Here is a 5,357-nt window from a genome sequence, read left to right on the forward strand (position 1 = left end):
AAAACCGAAGAAAGGTATCACCGATCCACTGATCTTCATCTTCTATAAACCACAATCCAACTTGTCAACCACTTAGTAGTGCAGGCACAACTGCGGGGTAGGCCGTGGCCATGAGACAACTAGCAGCCCTACCGCTAGTTGGCTCATGGCTGGAGGCAATCCCCCACGTGCCTGCGCGAGTCCAAAGTATGCCCCTCTCTACTTTCCATGGACAAGCCAATATCGAGCCACGTCCCAATCCCAATCTCCTAACAACTACCTTTACACAAAAAGACGAATCCCCCAACACAGGATTCGTCTTCAGTCTTTATCTCTTACTCTTCATCAAACTGATAAAGAGGTGTGCTCAAGTAACGTTCTCCGTTAGACGGAAGGATCGCTACAACTGTTTTACCTTTACCTAACTTCTTCGCTACTTGCAACGCAGCCGCAATCGCTGCACCTGAAGATACTCCACCGAGGATACCCTCTTCACGTGCCGCACGACGCGCAAACGTATATGCATCATCATTAGAAACTTTGATAATCTCATCATAGATTTCCGTATCCAACACTTTCGGCACAAACCCTGCCCCGATTCCTTGGATTTTATGTGGGCCAGGCTTGCCTCCAGACAATACTGCTGAATCTTCTGGCTCTACCGCGACGATATTGATACCAGGGAAACGTTCTTTTAACACTTCGCCTACTCCTGTAATCGTACCACCAGTACCAATCCCCGCAATGAATGCGTCTACTTGATCCAAAGCATTCACAATCTCAGGTCCTGTTGTTAGACGATGAACTTCGGGGTTTGCTTCATTATTGAATTGTTGTGGCAAGAACCAACCGTTTTCTTCTGCCAATTGCTCTGCTTTAGAAATTGCGCCTTTCATTCCTTCAGCTCCTGGAGTTAATACTAAATCCGCTCCGTATGCGCGAAGTAAGTTACGACGCTCTAAACTCATCGTGTCAGGCATAACAAGTACTGACTTATAACCTTTTGCAGCTGCAACCATAGCAAGACCGATACCCGTATTACCGCTTGTCGGCTCGATAATCGTACTGCCTTCTTTTAAATTACCATTCTTTTCTGCCGTCTCAATCATAGCAAGCGCAATACGATCCTTAACACTTGAGCCAGGATTGAAGAATTCTAGTTTCAAATACACATCTGCGTCGTTTGCATCTGTTAAACGATTTAATTTCACTAATGGTGTGTTACCTACCAAATCAATAACTGAATTTCCCACTCTACTCATTTGTCATCCGCTCCTAATACCTAGTATTTTTATATGTTTTATTAGCTTAATATTACTACCTTCTAATTAAGTTGTCAATCAAATCATTCAGAAGATTATAGTATATCTGCTTTCTTTGATAGCGCTTACTTTTAAAGTTCTTTAAACAAATTATAAAACTACCCGCTACGCAAAAATGTATTTGGCAACGGGTAAGTAGTTTACGATCTCATTAAATTAACTCTTGAAGTTCTTGCTCAGAGAAATGATACTTCTCTAAACAGAAGTGGCATTGAGCTTCTGCACCATGATCTTCATCGATCATCGCTTGTATTTCTACAGCTCCAAGTCCTTTAATTGCTTCGCTAAAACGCTCTTTGGAACAATCACAATCAAACTTCACGTCTATTCTAGTGAGAAATTCTACGTTTTCTTGACCTAACACTTCTGAAAGGATTCCTTCAGGTGTTAGTCCGTTGTCAATCATAGTAGAAATCGCCGTCATGTTCGTGATTCTTTCTTCTAGCAATACAATCGTTTCTTCTGTAGCTCCCGGCATTACTTGCAGTATGAATCCACCTGAAGCTTCGACTGTGTTGTCTGGATTGACAAGTACACCGAGTGCAACAGCGGACGGCACTTGTTCAGATACTACCATGTACTGAGTGAAGTCTTCTGCAATTTCCCCGGAAATAATCGGCACTTGCCCTGTAAAGTAATCTTTCATACCAAGATCCTTTACAACCGAAAGCATACCTTCCGTACCGACTGCACCACGTACGTCTAATTTCCCTTGTTCATTTAGAGGTAAGTGAGTTTGTGGATTTGTAGCATATCCGCGAACTTCCCCTTTTGCGTTAGCATCCACAACAATCGGACCTAGTGGACCATTTCCTTGGATTTTCACTGTAATATTGTCTTCACCTTTTAACATAGCGCCCATCATGACGGATGCTGAAACGGTACGTCCAAGAGCAGCTGTCGCTGTCGGCCACATCTGGTGACGTTGTTGCATTTCGCCTACTGTTTCAGTTGAGCGGACTGCATATGCACGAATCTGCCCTTCGAAAGCTAATGCTTTTACTAAATAATCTGTTGTCATTTCATTCTCTCCTTACAAATTTCTTTCATAAATTAAATGTAATCCTTTTAGTGTCAGGAAGTTATCTACTACATCTATTACTTTTGTTTCAGATGCAATCAATTCTGCCATTCCACCTGTCGCGATGACTGTAGGTTCTACTTTACAATCCTCTTTTATACGGTTAACAATACCTTCTACTTGTCCAACATAACCAAAGACAATACCAGACTGCATGGCAGCGACGGTATTTTTACCAACAACATGCTCAGGACGCGCTAGTTGAACGCGCGGCAGTTTTGAAGCGCGGTCAAACAGCGCTTCCATAGAGATCTTAATGCCAGGCGCAATGGAACCACCCATGTATTCGCCGTTTTCGTTCACGTAGCAATACGTAGTAGCTGTTCCAAAGTCTACGATTATTAGCGGGCTACCATATTCACGGATCGCTGCTACCGCATTAACGATCCGATCAGCACCGACTTCGCGAGGATTTTCATATTTGATATTCAATCCTGTTTTTACGCCCGGTCCAACAACCATTGGCTTCTGATTGAAGTACTTTTTACACATTTGCTCTAACGGGAACATAACAGGCGGCACCACGGAAGAAATAATAATGCCAGTAATGTCTTCGAATGAAAGCCCTACATGCTGAAACATTGCTTTAACTTGCATGGCGTATTCATCCTCGGTCTTATGACGATAGGTTTCCATACGCCAATGGTACTTCAGTTGATCCCCTTCATATACACCTAACACAATATTGGTATTACCTGTATCTAATACTAATAACATAGTCGTTGTCCCCTCATACTTTGACTTTTTCCCGTACATCATATCATAATTCCACGTGTAGATACTGTAGATGTGTACTGACCATTTCCCTATCATTAAGAAAACAGCCGACTGTAAACAGTCGGCTGTTAGGTTCGCTTAGTCTCTGCGTTCTTCGTCAATTGGTGGTAGTGTCTTATCTGTTGCTCCACCTTCACTTGGCAAGTCACCGATTGACGGGTCTGATGGTGCACCCGTGCTATCTGGAGTCGTGCTTGTTGAATCCGGTGTTTCATTCATTGCAGTTTCCACAGGGGATTCCACAACTTTCTTGTCAGCATCGCTACCATCATTGTTGTCGTATGGGCGATCAGGCAAGGTACCGTGATCTTTTAAGTGATTGATTTGTTCCGCATCCAGCGTTTCGACTTCCAATAAAGTCGTTGCGATGAGATTAAGCAATTCTCGGTTTTCAGTAAGAATCTTTCTTGTGCGTTCATACTGCTCTTTAATAATGATTTGCATTTCAGAGTCAATTTCGTATGCAATTGCTTCAGAATAGTTTTGCTCAGAATTGAAGTCACGTCCAAGGAATACTTGGCCGCCTTGCGTCTGACCGAACTGCATCGGACCGATTTTATCGCTCATTCCGTATTCTGTAACCATCGAACGTGCAATACCTGTAGCGCGCTGGAAATCATTATGCGCTCCGGTTGACACTTCGCCAAGTACGATTTCTTCTGAAACACGTCCACCTAGAAGACCCGCGATTTTGTCGAGGAGTTCAGGTTTTGTCATGAAGTAGCGATCTTCTTTCGGAAGCATGACGGCGTATCCGCCAGCCTGCCCACGAGGAACAATAGTTACTTTATGGACGATTTCTGCATCATCGAGCATTAATCCCACTACTACGTGACCCGCTTCGTGGAATGCGACGATGTTTCGTTCTTTTTTCGAGATGACACGATTTGTTTTCGCAGGACCTGCAATGACGCGATCCGTTGCTTCATCAATATCGGACATATCAATTTTCTTTTTATCTCTTCTTGCTGCCACAAGAGCTGCTTCATTCAATAAGTTCTCAAGATCCGCACCAGAGAATCCTGGAGTACGTTGAGCTAAAGCTTTCATATCGACTGTATCATCAAGTGGCTTGTTACGCGCGTGAACTTTCAACACAGCTTCTCTTCCTTTAACATCTGGACGACCAACTGTAATTTGACGGTCAAAACGTCCCGGACGAAGAAGTGCCGGGTCCAAAATATCCGGACGGTTTGTAGCGGCAACGATGATAATTCCTTCGTTTCCTTCAAATCCATCCATTTCCACTAGCAACTGGTTCAATGTTTGCTCACGCTCATCGTGACCGCCACCTAAGCCGGCTCCACGCTGACGTCCAACTGCATCAATTTCATCAATAAATATAATACATGGTGAGTTTTTCTTGGCATTCTCGAACAAGTCACGCACTCGAGAAGCACCCACACCTACAAACATCTCAACGAAATCAGAACCTGAAATCGAGAAGAATGGTACACCAGACTCGCCTGCAACTGCACGCGCAAGTAATGTTTTACCTGTACCTGGAGGTCCTACTAGCAAGATCCCTTTTGGAATCCGTGCGCCTAACTCCACAAACTTACTGGCGTCTTTCAAGAAGTCCACGACTTCTTCAAGCTCTGCCTTTTCTTCATCTGCACCTGCAACATCATTGAAACGTACTTTCTTTCGATCGTCCGTTTGCAGTTTCGCTTTACTTTTCCCGAAGTTCATCACCTTGCCGCCACCGCCGCCTTGTGATTGGTTCAGTAAGAAGAAGAAAAGGATAATAATAATTATGAATGGTACAAGTCCTGTAAAGAACGATACCCACGCGCTTGTTTCTTTTGGCGGTAGGATGTCAATTTCAGTATTTGTCTTTGCGACTATTTCGCGAATGCCGTCCATATCATTTTCTGGAATGTTCGTTACGAATGTTTCACCTTTTTCGTAGTCGGTCATTTCCCCTTTTACTTCATACACAAGCTGTAATGGTTGGTAAGTTGCATTTTCAACTTTTCCTTGTTCCAGCGCTGTGATGAATTCATCATACCGAATTGGTTTCATCTTCGGATTTGGATTGTTAAGCGAACTGAATATCCCCATTATTGCAAGGAAGATCAATCCATATAAAAGAAAGTATCGAAGTATTCGATTCATCCCAAGCCTCCTCATCTCATTCAACAAAAACTAAACAGAAAACTATTGTAAATTTTAGCATAGATTAACACTACTTAACA

General features: G+C 43.2%; 5 protein-coding genes. All 5 read right to left on the reverse strand.

Annotation, left to right across the window (positions count from 1 at the left end; all coding sequences use genetic code 11):
- Positions 1-64: 64 nt before the first annotated feature.
- Entirely contained in the window at positions 65-238 is a 174-nt protein-coding gene (locus Q7P97_RS08900; protein WP_303968854.1) for a hypothetical protein, read from the reverse strand.
- A gap of 76 nt (positions 239-314) precedes the next feature.
- On the reverse strand, positions 315-1,241 hold the full coding sequence (cysK, locus tag Q7P97_RS08905; protein WP_303968855.1) for a cysteine synthase A: 927 nt from the start codon (positions 1,239-1,241) through the stop codon (positions 315-317).
- A 211-nt stretch (positions 1,242-1,452) separates the two neighbouring features.
- Positions 1,453-2,322, reverse strand: coding sequence for an Hsp33 family molecular chaperone HslO (hslO, locus tag Q7P97_RS08910; RefSeq protein WP_303968856.1), 870 nt, complete (start codon positions 2,320-2,322; stop codon positions 1,453-1,455).
- 12 nt (positions 2,323-2,334) lie between these two features.
- Positions 2,335-3,099, reverse strand: coding sequence for a type III pantothenate kinase (locus Q7P97_RS08915; protein ID WP_085427773.1), 765 nt, complete (start codon positions 3,097-3,099; stop codon positions 2,335-2,337).
- A 138-nt stretch (positions 3,100-3,237) separates the two neighbouring features.
- Positions 3,238-5,277: an ATP-dependent zinc metalloprotease FtsH gene (ftsH, locus tag Q7P97_RS08920; RefSeq protein ID WP_303968857.1), complete on the reverse strand. Its 2,040-nt coding sequence runs from the start codon at positions 5,275-5,277 to the stop codon at positions 3,238-3,240.
- Positions 5,278-5,357: the final 80 nt, after the last annotated feature.

This window comes from Sporosarcina ureae (assembly GCF_029267015.1).
GTDB classification, from domain to species: domain Bacteria; phylum Bacillota; class Bacilli; order Bacillales_A; family Planococcaceae; genus Sporosarcina; species Sporosarcina ureae_D.

Bases quoted from the DNA above. Each gene is read 5' to 3' on its own strand.
- cysK (WP_303968855.1), bottom strand. From the start codon at position 1,241: ATGAGTAGAGTGGGAAATTCAGTTATTGATTTGGTAGGTAACACACCA.
- hslO (WP_303968856.1), bottom strand. From the start codon at position 2,322: ATGACAACAGATTATTTAGTAAAAGCATTAGCTTTCGAAGGGCAGATT.
- Q7P97_RS08915 (WP_085427773.1), bottom strand. From the start codon at position 3,099: ATGTTATTAGTATTAGATACAGGTAATACCAATATTGTGTTAGGTGTA.
- ftsH (WP_303968857.1), bottom strand. From the start codon at position 5,277: ATGAATCGAATACTTCGATACTTTCTTTTATATGGATTGATCTTCCTT.